The organism is Ruegeria lacuscaerulensis, assembly GCF_013031245.1.
Lineage (GTDB): Bacteria > Pseudomonadota > Alphaproteobacteria > Rhodobacterales > Rhodobacteraceae > Ruegeria > Ruegeria lacuscaerulensis_C.
The window spans coordinates 16867-33801 of record NZ_WPZL01000019.1; the positions used below are offsets into that span (position 1 = coordinate 16867).

A 16935-nucleotide genomic window follows, 5' to 3' on the forward strand; every position below is an offset into this window, starting at 1 on the left:
ATCATTTGATGCGCAAAACACGGTCCAGTGAAATCGGACCTGCGCCGTTGATTACGATCACCGCAAGCAGGAAGGACCAGAGTGTCCGGTCGTCCAGCAAGCTGACGGCGTTAGTAAAGTAGCTACCCAACTCAGTACCGTGCCCGTTAACGTCCACGATCGTCTGGACCCACACAAACGCGAACATGCCCAATGCGGCGAACCTGGACAGAAGGCCTATCACGATCAATGTTGGCAGAAGAAATTCAGCCCATGTCCCGGCGACGGCAATCGCCCAATGAAAGATCCCCAGTTGAGAACTGTCGTAGCTGACCGCTTCCATCGCTTTTGGGAAAATCTGCACGTAGGCCCCGTCTGACGGGAAAAGAAACCCGAAAAAACCGCTGCCGAGCTTGGTCGTTGCCGAATTCCAGTAATAGACCAGCAGAGTTGCAGCAAAAACCAGCCGGGCCAGAGTTGGTGTCAACCAGCCAGAGGCCAGTTCCAGCCTTCCCAGGGTATTGTTGTGCAATGAGATCAGGGCAGTCATGTTGCCAGCCTTTCGATAGTCACAGATGTAATTGCGCCGCCTTGCAAAAGAAGCGCCAGAGTGGCCCCAAGGTCGAATTCGGGGAATTGCGCGGCCGTTTCTTCAAACGCGCCGCCTATGGTTTGTCCGGTTTGAATGGCCGCAATCCAATCCGCGCCACCTACTGGCAGTAAGTGCGGTACAGGATCATAGTCCGGCCGGGTGATCAGGGTATCCTCGGGTCCGGGTTGGGGTTTGGCCGCATCTTCTTCGGTGTTAAATCGCCAAATGGAAAACACCGGCCAGCCCGAGCGTAGAATGTGCATTGACGGGGCAAACCCCAGTTTCGCCTGCATGATATCTTCGGGAGGCAGGGCCAGTGCATCGGCAGGGGCCGCTTCACTGTCCGCAGCGTGGTAAGAGCGGCGCAGTGCCAATTCCAGCCGCGCAACATCCGCGAGGTAGCCCAGATGCGAAAGCTGCTCCATTCCTCCCAGAAAGTCTGGGAACTTCTCGCCGTAAAACATCATCAGGGGCGAGGACGGCGGGTGTTTGCGCAGGAAGATCCCCGACAAGCCATCCATGTTCTTTTGCCCCAGCAGTTTGGTGATAACCGGAAAAGCCTGATGCATAGCTTCGGTCAAGGACACCGCCACATTGTTCCGGTACACGCTGAACCGGCGTCCGGCGGGTTGCGCCGCGGAATCCAGCAGGCCGTCCGGAATGGCTGCTGACGGGTCCAGCAATGCGGTGTGAAAGGTTGTTTGCGAGACGCTCATGCCGGAACGCGGTCCAAGGCCGCCTGTGCACGCTCAGCCTCGGCCCGCAATACGGGCCAGTCTGGCACGTCTGTGTCCCACTCGATCAGAACAGGTTTCGGACCCGAACGTTCCAGAACGTAGTCGAGTAGCGCCCAAACCGGATCGACCACTTCACGCCCATGGCTGTCGATCAGCAAGGCGTGGCCGTGGTCGTCTTCATCCTCATCATGCCCGCCAAGATGAATTTCGCCCACTTTGTCCAGAGGATAGGCATCAATGTAGCCCTGAGGCGAGAAATCCAAATTGGTGGCTGAAACGAATACATTGTTCACGTCCAGAAGCAGGCCACAGCCCGTACGGCGCGCAATTTCCCGCAGGAAATCGGGTTCGGACCAGGTGCTTTCCTCGAACGCCAGATAGCTGGAGGGGTTCTCGAGCAGCATTTGCCGCCCAACGGATTCCTGCACCAGATCGATATGATCGCAGATGCGCGAAAGGGTCGCGTCGGTATAGGGCAGGGGCAGCAGGTCGTTCAGGAAATGGCTGTCATGGGTCGACCAGGCCAGATGCTCGGAAAAGCTGGCGGGATTCAACCAGCCGACCAGATGTTTCAGGCGGGCCAGATGATCCGTATCCAAGGGGCCTTCGCCACCGATGGACAGACCTACACCATGAACCGAGATCGGAAACTGTTCGGACAGGTGGCGCAGTTGGGCAAGCGGTCGACCGCCATCGCCCATATAGTTTTCGGCGTGTATTTCGAGCCACGCAACGGGATGCGCGTGCTCCAGTATCTGCGCGAAATGCTGGGGCTTATAGCCAACGCCCGGCGCCGCAGGCAGTCTGTCCGATCTGGTTGTGTTATCCAACATGTGATTGCTTCCCATACACGACAAAGAGGCGAGCGTTATTGCCCGCCCCTTCGACATTCGAAAGCTCAGGCTTACGCCGGCAGGTCACGTTCCAACGGCTCCAGCGAACCGTGGCGCGGTGTACCGTCGGCGGATTTGGGAAGTTCAATATCGGCACAGGTGCCGGCATCAACCAGAGTCCAGGCATTGCCCTGATAATCAACGGTCGAGGTGCCCGCGCAAGTTGTGCCGGGACCTGCGGCGCAATCGTTCTGACCTGCCAGCGATACGCCATAGCACTTTTCTTTGGCTTGTGCGCTTGCGGTGGTGGCCATGCCCGACACTGCTGCTGCAACGGCGCTTGCGATAACCAGGGACTTTGCGGTGTTCGACATCTCGGTAATCCTTTTGATGACTGCGTATGTCTGCTTGTGACAATGACAAAGGTAACGACTAGTGAGCCACAGTTGAATTCACGAGCCCGTGTCTCACAAGGGCGTCAAAGAGCGTAATGCCCTCTTGAAGATTAACAAGCTGTTTTTGAAATGAAAAATGCTAATTGTTTCAATCCGGCCCCATATCGGGGGCCGGATTTTTGGCGATTTAGCGCCAATTGTTACAGCATGTCAGGCGGGGTAGCAGCCTTGCCCAGCTCATTTGTTACAGCCACAAGCGATTGAACCTGCGTCTGTTTTTCACCCAGCCGCCGAACGCTGACGGCGCGCTCGTCAACTTCGCGGTGACCGACGGCCAGAATGACCGGCACTTTGCCGACCGAGTGCTCACGGACCTTGTAGTTGATCTTCTCGTTGCGGATGTCAGCCTCGGCGCGGACGCCTGCAGCCTTCAGTGTTTCAACAACTTCCATGACGTAATCATCCGCCTCGGAGGTGATCGAAGCGACAACGACCTGACGCGGAGCCAGCCAGAAGGGCAGCTTGCCTGCGTGTTCTTCGATCAGAATGCCGATGAAGCGTTCGAACGATCCCAGACAGGCGCGGTGCAGCATAACGGGGCGGTGCTTTGCACCATCTGCGCCAATATAGGTCGCGTCCAACCGCTCGGGCAGAACAAAGTCCACCTGGAATGTGCCGCATTGCCAGTCACGTCCGATGGCGTCGGTCAGTACGAATTCCAACTTTGGCCCGTAGAACGCGCCTTCACCCGGATTCAGTTCGGGCTCGACACCCGCCGCGCGAGTTGCCGTCAGCAGGGCCTCTTCGGCCTTGTCCCAAACCTCATCCGATCCTGCGCGTTGTTCGGGGCGATCCGAGAACTTGACCTTGAAGCTTTCGAATCCGAGATCTTTGTAGACTTCGGTCAGGAACCCAATGAACCGCGCGCATTCGTCACCGATCTGATCCTCGGTCGAGAAGATATGCGCGTCGTCCTGCGCGAAACCGCGCACGCGCATAATGCCATGCAAAGCGCCCGAAGGTTCATAACGCGCGCACGAACCGAATTCGGCCATGCGCAGCGGCAGGTCGCGATAGGACTTCAAACCCTGCTTGAAAATTTCCACGTGGCACGGGCAGTTCATCGGCTTGAGCGCGTTGACCGATTTTTCGCGCGCGTGTTCCTCGTCCACTTCGACAATGAACATGTGCTCCTGGTATTTGTCCCAGTGACCGGACTTTTCCCACAGCTTTCGGTCCACGACCTGCGGTGTGTTCACTTCGACATAACCGCCACGATGCTGAGCGCGCCGCATATAGTCCTGAAGCTGGGTGTAGATGGTCCAACCGTTTGGATGCCAGAAGATCTGGCCCGGAGCCTCTTCCTGCATGTGGAACAGGTCCATTTCCTTGCCCAGCTTGCGGTGGTCGCGCTTGGCGGCCTCTTCCAGCATATGCAGGTGCGCCTTCAGCTTTTCCTTGCCGGTAAAAGCCACGCCGTAGATACGCTGCAGCATCGCGCGGCTGCTGTCGCCGCGCCAATAGGCGCCCGCGATGGACATCAGCTTGAAAGCGTCACCGGGCACCTGACCGGTGTGTTGCAGGTGTGGGCCGCGACATAAGTCCTGCCAGTCGCCGTGCCAGTACATGCGCAGCGGTTCGTCGCCGGGAATGGCTTCGATCAGTTCGACCTTATAAGGTTCGTCATTGGCGGTATAGAAATCAATCGCGCGCTGACGGTCCCAGACCTCGGTGGTCACGGGGTCGCGTTTGTTGATGATTTCCTTCATCTTTTTCTCGATCAGGCCGAGATCTTCGGGCGTGAACGGTTCGGCCCGGTCGAAGTCATAGTACCAGCCGTTTTCAATGACGGGGCCGATGGTGACCTTGGTATCGGGCCAGATTTCCTGCACCGCGCGCGCCATGATATGCGCCAGATCGTGGCGGATCAGTTCATTGGCCTGAACCTCATCCTTCATGGTGTGGATGGCGATGTCCGCATCCGCCTCAATGGGCCATTGCAGGTCCCAGTGCTGACCGTTCACCGTGGCCGAGATGGCCTTTTTTGCCAGCGAAGTAGAGATATCGGCAGCCACCTGCGCGGGCGTGACGCCTGCGTCAAATGATCGTGCATTGCCATCGGGAAAGGTGAGTGAGACGGATTTTGCATCCAGGGCCATATCGGCTCTCCTCGTCGGTTTGGCGCCCACTGAACGCCCGGTTGCGGGTTATGTGTGTCCGGCTCATGTGGCAGGTGCAGCATTACCTGTCAAGTGTCGAACGGTGCGGGGCTGACACTGCAGGACGGTGGAATTCAGGAATTGCGACCATCGGGCTGCCGTGCATGATGTCACGCAAAGAGAAAGAGGGTTTCATGGCAGCGACGGATTTTCTGGAAACACCGCAGGGGCGGCGGCTGGCGTATCACAAAAGCGAAGGCACCGGCCCGACGATCGTTTTTCTGGGCGGGCTGAAGTCGGATATGGAAGGTACCAAAGCCGTGCATCTTGAAGCCTGGGCGCAAGCCCGAGGGCAGGCGTTTCTACGGTTCGATTATTCCGGGCATGGCGAAAGCTCGGGCACGTTCGAAGAGGGCTGTATCGGTGATTGGCATCAGGACACCGTGGCTGCGGTTTCCGACCTGACCAAAGGGCCGCTGATCGTTGTCGGTTCGTCCATGGGCGGGTGGCAGGCGCTGCTGCTGGCCAAGGCGTTGCCAGATCGGATCGCGGGCATGGTTACCATCGCAGCAGCGCCGGATTTCACAGAGGATGGGTATTGGGTGTCATTCAGTGACGAACAGAAAGCTGCGCTGGATTCCGTGGGCCACGTGGAATTGCCCTCGGATTACATGGAGCCGTACATCATCACCAAGCGAATGATCGAAGATGGGCGGCAGCAGCTGGTTCTGCGGGATACGCTCGCGCTGCCATTTCCGGTTCGGTTCCTGCAAGGCACGGCGGATACTGCGGTCTCTACTGAAACGGCCGTTCGCTTGCTGGAACACGCCTCCGGGCCGAATATGCGCCTGTTGCTGGTCAAAGACGCGGATCATCGTTTTTCGGACGGCCCGTGCCTTGGCCTGATCGAAAATGCGGTCCTTGAAGTGATGGGCCAAAGCTGATGCAACGCTTTGGCTGGGTTCTCGGGCGCCTGCTGCTGGTGCTGGTTGTCGTTGGTGGCCTGATCTACTGGTTTGGACCACGTGAAGAGGTAAACCTGCATCCTCGTTTCGATCCCCGTAAATTCGGCGAAGGGGTTCAGGTCTATTTTGAAAGCACTGAATCCGCTTTTGACGACATTGTACCGGGCGTTGAAAAGCGGGTGATCTGGCAGGACGGGTTCAAGGAACAGCGGACACCGTTTTCGGTCCTCTACGTGCACGGCTTTTCCGCCTCGTCCGAGGAAATCCGCCCGGTTCCCGATATGGTGGCCGACGCGCTGGGTGCCAATCTGGTCTATACACGGTTGCAGGGTCATGGCCGGGATGGAAACGCGATGGCCGAAGGAACGGCCTCGGGCTGGATGCAGGACATGGCCGAAGGGCTGGCGGCGGCGCGCGCCGTCGGCGACAAAGTTGTGGTCATCTCGACGTCGACCGGCGGGACACTGGCCGCTGCAGCCACGCTGGACGAAGATCTGAGCCAGAATATTGCGGGAATTGTGTTCATTTCTCCCAATTTCGGCGTGAACAGTCCAGGTGCGTGGATCCCCGGCCTCCCATGGGCCCGCGATTGGTTGCCGCTGGTAATGGGGAGGGAGCGGGATGTTTCCAGCCCAGATCCGGAAAAGAACAAGTACTGGTCGGCGGTCTATCCGTGGGAGGCCGTCGTGCCGATGACCGTACTGGTCGAGACTGTCTATGCGCTGGATTTCTCGGGCGCGCAGGTTCCGGCGCTGTTCTGGTTCTCGGATGACGATCAGGTGGTGCGGCCCGACCTCACTCACAAGGTTGCTGAAGTTTGGGGAGGCCCCGCGACAGCCGAACTGGTTACGATGGGGCCTGGGGACGACCCGGCCTCCCACGTGATCGCGGGCCGATTGATGTCGCCCGGGCAGACGGACGCCACGGTTGCGGGTATTCTGGCATGGTTGCAAGAGCAGGGGATCGAATGATGGAACAACGCGTCAGCTTGATTACGGTTGGGGTAGATGACCCCGAGGCCGCGGCTGGGTTCCATGAGGCCATGGGCTGGAAACGGGTAGACAGCCCGGACGGCGTGATCGCCTTTGATCTGATCGGTCAGACCTTGGGCCTTTATGCGTTGTCGGCACTTGCCGAAGAGATTGGTGTCGATGTTGGCTCATTGGGGCGCGGGGCGCTGACTCTCAGCCATAATTGCCGGTCCAAGGATGAGGTTACGCACGTTTTGAGCAAGGCCAACGAAGCCGGGGCAGAGATTTTGAAACCGGCCTCTGACGTGTTCTGGGGCGGGCATCATGGCTATTTCCGCGCCCCTGAAGGCACGATCTGGGAAGTCGCCTTCAACCCGTTCTCGGCGCTTGGACCGGATGGCTCGTTTCGCTGGAACGGGCACGGCTGATGCGCAAGCCGGGCAGCATGTGGAGCCTTGAAACGCTTGGCCGCGTGCGCCTGTCCCGGCATTTCTTCATGCGCGATTTCCTGTATTCGGAAATCGGGAATTTTCATGAGAAACGGAATATCCCCGACAATCCCGACCTTGCAATCGAAACGGGGCGGGCATTTTGCCAGACCCTGCTGGACCCGCTGGAAGAAACCTTCGGGCGCGTGGCGGTTCGGTCAGGGTATCGTTCGCCCTCCCTCAACAGGTTCGGGAATGAAAGCCGCCTGAACTGCGCCCGCAACGATAACCCTCTGGAATGCCATATCTGGGATCGGGGAGACGGAGAGGAACGGATCGCCGGAGCGTCGGTTGTCATTCCATGGTTTGCCGACCGGTATGAAGAGGGGCGGGACTGGCGTGATCTGGCGTGGTGGATGCACGACCATCTGGACTATTCAGAAATCTGGTTCTTCCCCAAGCTCTGTGCCTTAAACGTTGTCTGGAGGCCCAGACCCCACCGCCGGATCGACAGCTATATTGAACCGCGCGGCTGTTTGTTGCGACCAGGGGCCGAACCCGAGGAAGATCGGAAAACCCGCCGCAAACGGTACGCGGATTTTCCGGCCTTTCGGGGCATCAATTATCCCTGAACTTTAGCTTGCCCGTACCCGAAAAACCTCTCATCCTGCAGGAATAGAAAACGGCCTGAAAGGCCGGTTGTGAGGAGGTCCCGTGTGATCGAGCCGCTGGTTCTGCTGCCCGGACTGATGTGTGATGCCCGGGTTTTTGAGCCCCAGATCGTCAGCCTGTCGCGGGGTCGTGCGGTAATGGTTGCCCCGATCACGCTTGGGGAACGTATCGAAGAAATTGCGTCAAACCTGTTGGACCAATTGCCCCATCGGTTTGCACTGGGTGGGTTGAGCATGGGCGGTGTAGTGGCGCTTGAGGTCATTCGCCGTGCACCAGACCGGGTGTCGCGCCTGTGTCTGATGTCAACGGACGCACAGGCCGATACACCGCAGCTTGCCGCGGCCCGAGAAGAGCTGCTGGTCGGTGCGAAAGCGGGGCGTCTTGAGGACGTCATGCGCAGGATAATCGGGTCTGACTTGTTGGCGCCGGGGCCAAAACGCATTCCGATTTTGAACGACGTCATCGCCATGGCATTGGAACTGGGACCGGAAGTGTTTGAGCGCCAAATACGCGCGTTGCAGCGGCGACCTGATCAGCAAGGGGAATTGCGCCGCATCAAAGTACCGACCCTCATCCTGTGCGGGGCGCATGACACGCTGACGCCGGTCAGGAAGCATTCCTTCATGGCTGATCTGATCCCGGAAGCCGAGCTGCGGGTTGTGGATGAGGCCGGGCATCTGCCAACCCTTGAGACACCGCAGATCGTGACAGACGCGCTGGAGAATTGGCTGAATATTCCCGCACGAGCGGCTTACACGTAAAGCGCCGCCCGTTCCGATTTGCTGAGGATTGTCGCCGTTGCCACGGGCTTTTGGGTTTCGGGGTCGAAGAAGGGAGTGTTTTTCCAACTGCCGGACACCCACGACTTTACGAGGCGCGTCGCCAATCCGGCTGCCGCATATCGAAGTTTCTCGTGGGATTGTTTTCCGCCCGGCTGCGGAACAAAGCCCTGCGTGGTGATCGGACCAAGCCCGGAGGGGTCCGATATCCGCTTTACGATAAATCCCGCGAATGGAAACTTTGGTGTGCGCGACGTTGTCGCAAGGGGCGCCTTGCAACAATCGGCATACCATCGCAACATCCCTTTGGGGCTGAGTTGCATAAGTGCGAGATGCTCTGCGCCATCATCGATTTGGATCTCTTCCGGGGACATTTGCAGAATATCGACAGGACCGGGAAGCGGATCGGGTTGCCCAAAATAAAGCTGGGCCGCGCGACAATCGTGACAAAAACAAACGACATGGGTGCCGGATTGTATCCCGGCAGCCGTAATGTGTCCGTGTAAAGCACCGCAGCTACAGGAGAAAGGCGTTTCCTTTGCCATCCTCCTGCCCATGCGCGTCAGGCCACTTTGTTGCTGTTGGCAGCGCGATGTTGCGGTTTACGCGCGTTTGCGTTCATGAAGTCGATCACCAGCGGACGGATGTTGTCGCGCCAGCTGCGACCCGCGAAAATACCATAGTGACCCGCGCCCGGTTCAACATGGCTGGCCTTCTTGCTGTCTGGCAGTCCAGTGCACAGGTCCAGCGCCGCGATACATTGGCCAGGCGCCGAGATATCGTCATTGGAACCTTCGACTGATTTGACCGCGACATTGGTTATTTTGCCGATATCCACTTTGTGGCCGGCGACTACGAATTCGTTCCGGGCGATCTCGCGATTTTTGAACACACGCTCGACCGTCGACAGGTAGAACTCAGCAGTCATATCCATAACCGCCAGGTATTCGTCATAGAAGCGGTTATGCGCATCGTGATCCGAGGCCTCACCCCGCATCACGCGCTGAATCTGGTCGGAAAACGCCTTGGAGTGGCGGTCCGCGTTCATCGACATGAATGACGACAGTTGCAGCAGGCCGGGGTAAACCATCCGCCCGACGCCTTTGTATTTAAAACCAACGCGCTGAATCATGGTTTCTTCCAGCTGCCCCATCGTCACGCGACGGCCGAAATCGGTCACGTCGGTGGGGGTGGCGTCCGGATCAACCGGCCCGCCGATCAGGGTGAGCGTGCTGGGCTGCGCTTTGGGTTCGAGCTCGGCCAGATAGGCGGTGGCGGCCAGCGTCAGCGGCGCAGGCTGGCAAACGGCTACAACATGCGTATCCGGTCCCAGTTCCTTCATAAAATCGACAAGGTAGAGGGTATAATCCTCAACATCGAATTTTCCTTCGGAAACAGGGATATCGCGCGCATTATGCCAGTCGGTTATATAAACTTCGCAGTTGACCAGCAGGCTTTTCACCGTCGAGCGCAGAAGCGTTGCATAGTGCCCCGACATCGGCGCGACCAGCAGCACTTTGCGCGACTGTTCCTCGCGGCCGTTCACCCGGAAATGGACCAGATCGCCAAAGGGGCGTTCTACAACCGTTGTGACGTCAACCAGATGATCTTTCCCGTCCTCGCAGGTAAAGGTGCGGATGCCCCAATCCGGTTTGACAATCATCCGCTGGAACGTGCGTTCCGTCACCTCGCCCCAGGCTGCCATCATGCTGAACGCAGGGTTTGGAACCATAGAAAAAACCGGGTAGGATGCGATCGAACTGGCTGTTGCGCCCATCCATTGGTTCGTGTTGCGCATCGTTTCCATGAGGTCGTAGGTGAGCATATAGCGCATGAAGTGGGGCCTCCTGAGTGTCAGCCTGAGAGTTCGGACCATTCGTCGCTTTGCCCCCCGACACCCACGACGTTATTCTGCATAGCAGAAAGGTTAGGGGGGAATTGTTAAAATGACAACAAGTGAAGATCAGGCTCCGGAGATGACTCAGGAAAGCATTGAAAAAATAAAAGAAAATATGGAGAAGGTCGAAAAGCTCTCGAAGCGCCTTGTTGAAATAATGGCGACGAAAAAGTCGCATACCCCGGCTTTGGACGGTCCGAATCAAGAGCTTTTTGCAAAAGCAGCAACTGCCTACTGGGCAGAAGCTTGGCAGAATCCCGCCAAACTTCTGGAACAGCAGATAGAATACTGGGGCAAGTCGGTACTGAACTTTGCCGAGGCGCAAAAGGCGCTGACCAAAAGTGAAGTCGAGGATGAGCCTTCCCGTCCCGTCGACCGGCGATTTTCCAATCCCCTGTGGGAAAACAACCCCTATTTCCGGCTCGTGCGGCAACAGTATCAGACCAACGCCGAAGCCATCGCTCAGGCGGTCGCCTCGGTCGAAGACCTGGATCAGAAGGACAAGCAGCGCCTTAGGTACTTTTCGCAACAGATCATCGACATGATGGCGCCGACGAATTTTCTGGCCACCAACCCGGACGCGCTGGAAAAAGCGGTCGAGACCGAGGGTCAGTCGCTGATTCAGGGGTTGGAGAACCTGGTTTCCGATCTTGAGGCGAATGACGGCGAACTGGTGGTCAAGCTAGCCGATGACAAAGCCTTTGACGTCGGCGGCAACATCGCGACCTCACCGGGCGATGTGGTTTACCGCAACCGGATGATGGAGATCATCCAGTACAAGGCCGCAACCGAGACAGTCTATGAAACCCCGATCGTGCTGTTCCCCCCGTGGATTAACAAGTTCTACATCCTCGACCTCAAAGCGCAGAACAGCCTGATCAAATGGGTGACTGAGCAGGGCTATACTCTGTTTGTCATCAGTTGGGTCAACCCGGATGAGACTTATGCCGATGTCAGTATGGACGATTATATTCAGGAGGGCTTCCTGACTGCGGTCGAAGAGGTCAAGAAGATCTGCAAGGTTAAGCAGGTCAACGCCGTCGGGTATTGCATCGCGGGAACCACGCTCGGCTTGACCTTGGCGCTGCTGAAACAACGCGGCGACAAATCAATCAAATCCGCCACCTTCTTCACGACGCTGACCGACTTTGCGGAACAGGGGGAGTTTACTCCATTCCTGCAAAACGACTTCATCGATGGGATCGAAGAAGAAGTGACCAAAGAAGGTTTGCTTCGGTCGTGGATCATCTCACGCACTATGTCCTTCTTGCGGTCGCGTGACCTGATCTATGGACCTGCAGTGCGCAGTTACATGATGGGTGAAACGCCCCCCGCATTCGATCTGCTGTATTGGAATGGCGATGGGACCAACCTGCCAGGCAAGATGTCTATTCAGTATCTGCGCGGTCTTTGCCAACGTAACGAATTCGCCACGGACGGGTATGAAATCCTGGGGCGTACTCTGAAAATTGAAGACGTGGATGTGCCTCTGATGGCCATCACCTGCGAGACGGATCACATCGCTGCGTGGAAAGACTGTTATCGCGGGGTCCAGAAGATGGGGTCGCGGTCCAAGACGTTTGTTGTCTCTGAATCCGGCCATATTGCAGGGATCATAAATCCGCCCAGCAAGAAGAAATACGGTCACTATACCAACCCTGATCTGAAAGGGGACGCCGACACCTGGCTGAAAGATGCGGACTTTCACGAAGGGTCATGGTGGCCCCTGTGGGATGCATGGCTAAAGAAACGTTCGGGCAAGCAAGTACCCGCCCGGGATGTGGGCGATTCGGATCACCCGTCGCTGGCACCGGCCCCAGGAACCTATGTGATCGCAAGGCCAAACGGCTGATTTCATTCTGAAAACTAAAAATTTCTGCATCGCAGCAAAAAATACTTGAATTGCTGCGATGCAGCATTCATATTGCCCTCAAGCTGATGAAAGCCGGGGTGGGCCCGGTTCGGCAAAAAGGATTAGGACAATGGCAAAGACTCAAGACTTTACCGCGACCCTGAAAGAACTGATGGGTGCGTTCCCCGTAGACACCACCGCTCTGGAAGGTGCCTTCAAATCGACCGCAACTCTGAACGAAAAGCTGACGGGCGTCGCTCTGGAAGCAGCAGAGAAGTCGGCTGAAGTTTCGAACAAATGGACCAAAGACACTCTGGCCAAACTGAACGAGATTTCGAAAGCAAAAGCCGAGCCTGCTGACTACGCAAAAGCCGCCACCGAGTTCGCAAGCGCTTCGGCTGAAGTTGCTGCCGAAAACATGGCTGCTTTCGCCGAAATCGCGAAAAAACTGCAGACCGAGACCGTTGAGCTGCTGATGGCTGCTGGCAAAGAAGCTGCTGAAGACGCTTCGACTGCAGTCAAGAAAGCCACCAACGACGTGACTGCTGCTGCCAAGAAAGCAACAGCTGCCAAGTAAGTGAAGGCCGCGAAGAGCACCATTTCCTCCCTAATGGTGCAATCGCGTAGGGCGGGTCTTTTGACCTGCCCTTTCTTTTTGTTCTGCACTCGCATAATCTCTGCTGCAACGCATCATCCTTGGGGAGGGCAAACGGTGTCAGAACAAGAAAAACCGCTGTTGATCAAACGCTATGCAAGCCGCCGGCTGTATAACACCGAGACCAGCGACTATGTCACGCTTGAAGATATCGCGGCCTTTATCCGCGACGGGCGCGAAGTGCAGATTATCGACCTGAAAACCGGTGACGATCTGACCCGGCAATATCTGCTGCAAATCATCGCCGAACATGAAAGCCGCGGCGAAAATGTACTGCCGGTGAACGTGCTGAACGATCTGGTGCGAAGCTATATGATTCCTGGCGGCGGTATGATGCCCCAATTCCTGCAAAGCTCGTTCGAGATGCTGCGCGAAAGCCAGAGCAAGATGATGGAAAACATGAACGCGATGAACCCGATGTCTCAGATGCCGGGATTCGAGGCGATGCAGGCCCAGCAAAAAGCGTTCCTGAAAGCTATGACAGGCGGGTTGTCCGGTGGATGGTCAGGCTCCGATGAGGATGAGGAAAAGCCTGAATCCAAAGAGGATCTGGACGACATCAAAAAGCAACTGGCCGAGTTGCAGCAGAAGCTCTCCAAATTGAACTAAAGCCATCAATGATGCGTTGGCTCGCCCTGAGTGTCATGTTGCTTTGGACGCAGCCTGCGCTGTCTCAGGGTGTGTTTTCCGAAACCTGGTCACCGATTTGCACGCTGGGAACCCAAACGAACGCCGGATGCGATGACATTCGCGGGCGCGAGATTCTGGATGCGGCAAATCCCCCATGGCGCGCTATCGGGCGGATCAATTTCGCCAGCAGAGACCAGCGATCCCATTGTACCGGCGTTTTGGTGTCCGAGCGGCTGGTTCTGACCGCCGCACACTGTTTGTACAACGCGGCGCGTCAACGATGGATTCCCGCGTCCAGCATCATCTTTGCCGCAGGGTACCAACGGGGGGCTGCTGCCGCGGTCTCGGCCGTCAATGGGTATCGGTTGCCTCCCGAACAGGGCGCGGACGGAGGTTTTGACAATCGGGTCGATCTGGATTGGGCCGTGCTGGAGCTGCGCGAACCCCTCGGTCGGGAACTTGGATTTTTGCCCTTGGCCGAATCCAGTTCGACGTCACACTTTGTTACCGGGTATCCCGGTCTTCGCCCCCATGTTCTGAGCCGAACCGATACCTGTGAACCGCGCCATCTTGAAGGGGGAGTCCTGATTGCGATCTGCCCGGTCATGATGGGGGATTCCGGCGCGCCCTTGTTGGTTCAAACCCCAACCGGCCCTCGGGTTGCCGCGATCCTCTCGCGCGTGGCTGCAACCCCCGAGGGGATCGCAGCACTGTTTTTATCCGCTGATAGGTTGGACATTGGTCAGGACTAAACCTTAGGTGCCATAAACTGGAATCGGGCCGGTCACTTCACCGACTGATGCCAGCAAGATGTCGGCAATCACATCCAGTTCTTCTTTTGTCAGCCGAACGGGCAGACGCACGTCGCAGGCTTTCATCAGCATGTCTCGCGTTTGCGGCAGCTCAAACTTTTCGGGCAGAAATTGCCAGTTCCAGAAGGCGCGCGCGTTGTCCTCGCTCAGACCGAAGACCTGAACCTTGACGCCACGCGCTTCGGAGGCGGCGGCGAAAGAGCGGATTTCGGACTCATCCAATCCGACGAGATTGAACTGGATCGAATCCGGCGCACGGTGTTCGGGCGTCAGCGGGGCTGGGACGCTGATGAATGGAGAGGTGTTCAGCCGTTCAGCAACATAGTCGTGGTTCGACAGGCCGTCGCGGACCCTGCGGGCCAGTTCCGGAATTTGCGGGCGGATCACGGCAGCGCTGAGGTTGCTCATCCGCAGATTGTAGAGCGGCAACTGGTTCTGCCAGCGGGCAAAGGCCTGTTCCAGCTCGGGAGAGTTGTCGCCGTGCGGGCCTTTGTGCTTTTTCCAGTTATGCTCATAAGCGCCGGACATGATCACCGTGCGGGCCACCAGGTCGGCGTCGTCGGTGACCAGGATGCCACCTTCACCCGCGTTGATCATCTTATAGGACTGAAACGAGAAGCAGCCTACCTTGCCGATTGTACCGATATTGCGCCCATGCCAGGTGGTACCCAGTGAATGGGCCGCGTCCTCGATCACTGGAATGTCGCGCGCGTCGCACAGCGCCATGATCGCGTCCATGTCCGAGGTATGGCCGCGCATGTGGCTGATGATCACCGCCTGCACGCTGTCCAGCTTGGCGGTGAAATCGGCCATGTCGATGCGATAATTCTCACCAACTTCGCACAGAACCGGGATGCAATCCGCATGCACGACCGACGAGGGCACGGCGGCAAAAGTAAATCCGGGGATCAGAACCCGCGCATCCCGAGGCAGGCCTAGCGCCTTGAGCGACAGGAACAGTGCGGCCGAGCAGGACGATACGGCCAGCGCATATTTACTGCCCAGCAACGCCGCAAATTCGGACTCAAGCAGAGAAACAGGTGCATCCTGCGGCGCCGTATAGCGGAACAGGTCGCCGGACCGCATCAGGGCGTCAATGGCCTCGCGTGCCGCCGCGGGGATGGGTTCGGCGTCATGAACGTTTGGTGGAAGCGTCATATTTGATTTTCCCAAATTCTATCTTTGGGAAAGATAAAGCTAAACATGGGACGTTCCAACCCCTCATTCGCCGTATGGGCGAAATTTCACCAATCGGTCGCAGTTCTTAGGGGTTAGAGCCCGAGGCGATCCCTCAGCGCAAACCACGTCATTGCCAGCACCAGAAGGGGGCTGCGCAAAGTGGGGCCGCCGGGAAAGGGCAGGGCGGGCACGCGTGCCATGGTGTCAAACCCCTCGGCTTGTCCCTGAATTGCCAACGCCATCAGTTGCCCGGCGTGGGTGGCAGTGCCGACCCCGTGACCCGAATAGCCCGAGGCCGACAGGATATTGGGCGCAACACGCGCCAGAAAGGGCATCCGGCGCATGGTGATGGCCAGAGTACCGCCCCAGGCGTAGTCGATCTGTACGTCCCGAAGATGGGGGAAGATTTCGGTCATGGGCTTACGGACTTTCGCAGCGATGTCACTGGGAAAGCGATAGCCATAGCTTTCACCTCCACCAAACAGCAGGCGGCCATCGGCGCTCAGCCGGAAATAATTCACCACAAATTTTGTGTCGGCGACGGCCACGTCTTGGGTCAGGACTTGTGTGGCCTCGGCCCCCAACGGCTCTGTCGCGGCGATGAAGTTGTTGATCGGCATGACCCTGGCCGCCACCTTGCGGTTAAGGTCACCGAGATAACCGTTACAGGCCAGAATGACGTGATCGGCGCTGATACGTCCCCGCGCAGTCCGAACCACAGCGGGACTTGCTTCTTCGACGCCCAAAACCTCGGTACCTTCAAAGATGCGCACGCCTGCTTTGACCGCCGCCTGTGCCAGTCCCAATGCGTAGTTCAACGGGTGCAGATGCGCGGCACTCATGTCCAGATAGCCGCCCTTGTAGGTGGGCGACGGGCAGAGCGCGTGCCCGGCGTCTGCGTCCAACAGTTCGATCTGGTCATACCCATATCGGTCCGACAAGTGACCTGCGTGCTCGTGCAGTTCCTTTTGCTCGCCAACAGAAAGACCCAACGTTGCTATGCCGGGTTTCAGGTCACAGTCGATCTGGTGCTTTGCGATCAGGGATTTGACCAGATCCTTTGCGTCCTCGGCCAGATCCCAAAGCTTGGCGGCGTCTTCGTCGCCGACAAGCCGTTCTAGATCTTCCTGGTCCATGCGCTGAGCGCTGCCCAGTTGCCCTCCATTGCGCCCCGAGGCGCCGAACCCCACGCGATGCGCCTCTAGCAGCACGACGTCGAACCCGGCCTCGGCCAGATGCAGCGCAGCGGACAGGCCGGTATAGCCCCCGCCGACAATACAGACATCGGCCTTTGCGTCCCCAGTCAGCGCGGGAAAGCGGTCTATCGGGTTGGCCGTCGCGGCGTACCAGCTGGCCGGATGCTCGGCCTTGCGGTCGTTGGAATACAGCAGATTCATGGC

General features: G+C 57.8%; 18 protein-coding genes. 9 read left to right on the forward strand and 9 right to left on the reverse strand.

Going from position 1 to position 16935, the window contains the following annotated elements:
• Position 1 precedes the first annotated feature (1 nt).
• The 5 genes from GOX66_RS18085 to thrS form a co-directional block, all read right to left on the reverse strand.
• Positions 2-529 carry a DoxX family protein gene (locus tag GOX66_RS18085; RefSeq protein WP_170764216.1) on the reverse strand — a complete coding sequence of 176 codons (528 nt, stop codon included), beginning with the start codon at positions 527-529 and terminating at the stop codon, positions 2-4.
• Positions 526-1287 (reverse strand): HvfC/BufC N-terminal domain-containing protein, encoded by a 762-nt coding sequence (locus GOX66_RS18090; protein WP_170764218.1) that lies wholly within the window; start codon positions 1285-1287, stop codon positions 526-528. The genes GOX66_RS18085 and GOX66_RS18090 overlap by 4 nt, the downstream gene beginning before the upstream one ends.
• Positions 1284-2141: an MNIO family bufferin maturase gene (bufB, locus tag GOX66_RS18095; RefSeq protein ID WP_170764220.1), complete on the reverse strand. Its 858-nt coding sequence runs from the start codon at positions 2139-2141 to the stop codon at positions 1284-1286. Before bufB ends, GOX66_RS18090 begins: the two co-directional genes overlap by 4 nt.
• Before the next feature lie 71 nt (positions 2142-2212).
• Positions 2213-2515, reverse strand: a complete 303-nt coding sequence (locus GOX66_RS18100) for a BufA1 family periplasmic bufferin-type metallophore (protein ID WP_170764222.1) — start codon at positions 2513-2515, stop codon at positions 2213-2215.
• Positions 2516-2736: 221 nt separating this feature from the next.
• Positions 2737-4695, reverse strand: a complete 1959-nt coding sequence (thrS, locus tag GOX66_RS18105; RefSeq protein ID WP_170764224.1) for a threonine--tRNA ligase — start codon at positions 4693-4695, stop codon at positions 2737-2739.
• A gap of 194 nt (positions 4696-4889) precedes the next feature.
• Here thrS and GOX66_RS18110 point away from each other — a divergent pair, with 194 nt between their 5' ends.
• From GOX66_RS18110 to GOX66_RS18130, 5 genes are all read left to right on the forward strand, one after another.
• The gene (locus GOX66_RS18110) at positions 4890-5639 is read left to right on the forward strand and encodes an alpha/beta hydrolase (protein ID WP_170764226.1); all 750 of its coding nucleotides are present in this window, start codon (positions 4890-4892) and stop codon (positions 5637-5639) included.
• On the forward strand, positions 5639-6631 hold the full coding sequence (locus GOX66_RS18115; protein WP_170764227.1) for an alpha/beta hydrolase: 993 nt from the start codon (positions 5639-5641) through the stop codon (positions 6629-6631). The genes GOX66_RS18110 and GOX66_RS18115 overlap by 1 nt, the downstream gene beginning before the upstream one ends.
• Positions 6631-7059, forward strand: a complete 429-nt coding sequence (locus GOX66_RS18120; protein WP_170764332.1) for a VOC family protein — start codon at positions 6631-6633, stop codon at positions 7057-7059. Before GOX66_RS18115 ends, GOX66_RS18120 begins: the two co-directional genes overlap by 1 nt.
• 17 nt (positions 7060-7076) lie before the next feature.
• Complete coding sequence (locus tag GOX66_RS18125; RefSeq protein ID WP_170764334.1) at positions 7077-7691, forward strand: hypothetical protein; 615 nt, start codon at positions 7077-7079, stop codon at positions 7689-7691.
• Positions 7692-7775: 84 nt separating this feature from the next.
• A complete protein-coding gene (locus GOX66_RS18130) occupies positions 7776-8492 on the forward strand; it encodes an alpha/beta fold hydrolase (RefSeq protein ID WP_170764229.1) in 717 nt (238 codons plus the stop codon).
• Here the strand turns inward: GOX66_RS18130 and GOX66_RS18135 are convergent.
• Entirely contained in the window at positions 8483-9055 is a 573-nt protein-coding gene (locus GOX66_RS18135) for a DUF6151 family protein (protein WP_237212666.1), read from the reverse strand. The genes GOX66_RS18130 and GOX66_RS18135 overlap by 10 nt on opposite strands.
• A gap of 17 nt (positions 9056-9072) precedes the next feature.
• Entirely contained in the window at positions 9073-10344 is a 1272-nt protein-coding gene (gene phaZ, locus GOX66_RS18140; protein ID WP_170764234.1) for a polyhydroxyalkanoate depolymerase, read from the reverse strand.
• Between the two features lie 112 nt (positions 10345-10456).
• On the opposite strand from phaZ, the gene GOX66_RS18145 reads away from it, so the two are divergent.
• The 4 genes from GOX66_RS18145 to GOX66_RS18160 all read left to right on the forward strand — a co-directional run bounded on the left by GOX66_RS18145 (position 10457) and on the right by GOX66_RS18160 (position 14296).
• Complete coding sequence (locus GOX66_RS18145; RefSeq protein ID WP_170764236.1) at positions 10457-12259, forward strand: PHA/PHB synthase family protein; 1803 nt, start codon at positions 10457-10459, stop codon at positions 12257-12259.
• Between the two features lie 130 nt (positions 12260-12389).
• Positions 12390-12836, forward strand: a complete 447-nt coding sequence (locus GOX66_RS18150; RefSeq protein ID WP_170764238.1) for a phasin family protein — start codon at positions 12390-12392, stop codon at positions 12834-12836.
• A 135-nt stretch (positions 12837-12971) separates the two neighbouring features.
• Positions 12972-13523: a polyhydroxyalkanoate synthesis repressor PhaR gene (gene phaR, locus GOX66_RS18155; protein ID WP_170764240.1), complete on the forward strand. Its 552-nt coding sequence runs from the start codon at positions 12972-12974 to the stop codon at positions 13521-13523.
• A gap of 8 nt (positions 13524-13531) precedes the next feature.
• Entirely contained in the window at positions 13532-14296 is a 765-nt protein-coding gene (locus GOX66_RS18160) for a trypsin-like serine peptidase (protein WP_237212667.1), read from the forward strand.
• 3 nt (positions 14297-14299) lie between these two features.
• On the opposite strand, the gene GOX66_RS18165 is transcribed toward GOX66_RS18160, so the two are convergent.
• Both GOX66_RS18165 and GOX66_RS18170 read right to left on the reverse strand, forming a co-directional pair.
• Positions 14300-15514, reverse strand: a complete 1215-nt coding sequence (locus GOX66_RS18165) for a DegT/DnrJ/EryC1/StrS family aminotransferase (RefSeq protein WP_170764242.1) — start codon at positions 15512-15514, stop codon at positions 14300-14302.
• 113 nt (positions 15515-15627) lie between these two features.
• Complete coding sequence (locus GOX66_RS18170) at positions 15628-16932, reverse strand: NAD(P)/FAD-dependent oxidoreductase (RefSeq protein ID WP_170764244.1); 1305 nt, start codon at positions 16930-16932, stop codon at positions 15628-15630.
• Positions 16933-16935: the final 3 nt, after the last annotated feature.

Coding starts and splice junctions, on each gene's coding strand:
- GOX66_RS18085 (WP_170764216.1), bottom strand. CDS start 529: ATGACTGCCCTGATCTCATTGCACAACAATACCCTGGGAAGGCTGGAA.
- GOX66_RS18090 (WP_170764218.1), bottom strand. CDS start 1,287: ATGAGCGTCTCGCAAACAACCTTTCACACCGCATTGCTGGACCCGTCA.
- bufB (WP_170764220.1), bottom strand. CDS start 2,141: ATGTTGGATAACACAACCAGATCGGACAGACTGCCTGCGGCGCCGGGC.
- GOX66_RS18100 (WP_170764222.1), bottom strand. CDS start 2,515: ATGTCGAACACCGCAAAGTCCCTGGTTATCGCAAGCGCCGTTGCAGCA.
- thrS (WP_170764224.1), bottom strand. CDS start 4,695: ATGGCCCTGGATGCAAAATCCGTCTCACTCACCTTTCCCGATGGCAAT.
- GOX66_RS18110 (WP_170764226.1), top strand. CDS start 4,890: ATGGCAGCGACGGATTTTCTGGAAACACCGCAGGGGCGGCGGCTGGCG.
- GOX66_RS18115 (WP_170764227.1), top strand. CDS start 5,639: ATGCAACGCTTTGGCTGGGTTCTCGGGCGCCTGCTGCTGGTGCTGGTT.
- GOX66_RS18120 (WP_170764332.1), top strand. CDS start 6,631: ATGGAACAACGCGTCAGCTTGATTACGGTTGGGGTAGATGACCCCGAG.
- GOX66_RS18125 (WP_170764334.1), top strand. CDS start 7,077: ATGTGGAGCCTTGAAACGCTTGGCCGCGTGCGCCTGTCCCGGCATTTC.
- GOX66_RS18135 (WP_237212666.1), bottom strand. CDS start 9,055: ATGGCAAAGGAAACGCCTTTCTCCTGTAGCTGCGGTGCTTTACACGGA.
- phaZ (WP_170764234.1), bottom strand. CDS start 10,344: ATGCGCTATATGCTCACCTACGACCTCATGGAAACGATGCGCAACACG.
- GOX66_RS18145 (WP_170764236.1), top strand. CDS start 10,457: ATGACAACAAGTGAAGATCAGGCTCCGGAGATGACTCAGGAAAGCATT.
- GOX66_RS18150 (WP_170764238.1), top strand. CDS start 12,390: ATGGCAAAGACTCAAGACTTTACCGCGACCCTGAAAGAACTGATGGGT.
- GOX66_RS18160 (WP_237212667.1), top strand. CDS start 13,532: ATGATGCGTTGGCTCGCCCTGAGTGTCATGTTGCTTTGGACGCAGCCT.
- GOX66_RS18165 (WP_170764242.1), bottom strand. CDS start 15,514: ATGACGCTTCCACCAAACGTTCATGACGCCGAACCCATCCCCGCGGCG.
- GOX66_RS18170 (WP_170764244.1), bottom strand. CDS start 16,932: ATGAATCTGCTGTATTCCAACGACCGCAAGGCCGAGCATCCGGCCAGC.